Source organism: Rahnella sp. PAMC25617, from assembly GCF_050606005.1.
GTDB classification, from domain to species: Bacteria; Pseudomonadota; Gammaproteobacteria; order Enterobacterales; family Enterobacteriaceae; genus Rahnella; species Rahnella variigena.
This window is the reverse complement of record NZ_JBOCUM010000075.1, coordinates 1-260: the sequence shown is the minus strand read 5'-3', so window position 1 is coordinate 260 and position 260 is coordinate 1. Positions and strand designations below refer to the sequence as shown.

Genomic DNA, 260 nt, shown 5'->3' with positions numbered 1-260 from the left:
TTTCCAATATACAAGCAGCTATTTATTTTTCTCAAGAGTTTCAGTTAGCCAAAAATTACTCTTTTCCAGTGTTTTCAGCCTTTGAAAAGGATGCGAATACATTTTGTTATAACTTATTGAAAGGAGGCGGCTCTATTTGAGTGAACTTTTTAAAATAACAAAAGTGCCGATTGATGTGAATGAATTGATTCAGCATGTGACAAAGCGGAAGGCAGGGGCCATTACGACGTTTATCGGGACGGTCAGAGAGTGGACAAACG

The 260-nt window shown here is 38.1% G+C and carries 1 protein-coding gene; it reads left to right on the top strand.

The window, feature by feature from the left end:
* Window positions 1–163 precede the first annotated feature (163 nt).
* The coding region (locus ACM615_RS23960) for a molybdenum cofactor biosynthesis protein MoaE (RefSeq protein WP_431012637.1) at window positions 164–260 on the top strand (97 nt) is incomplete at its 3' end.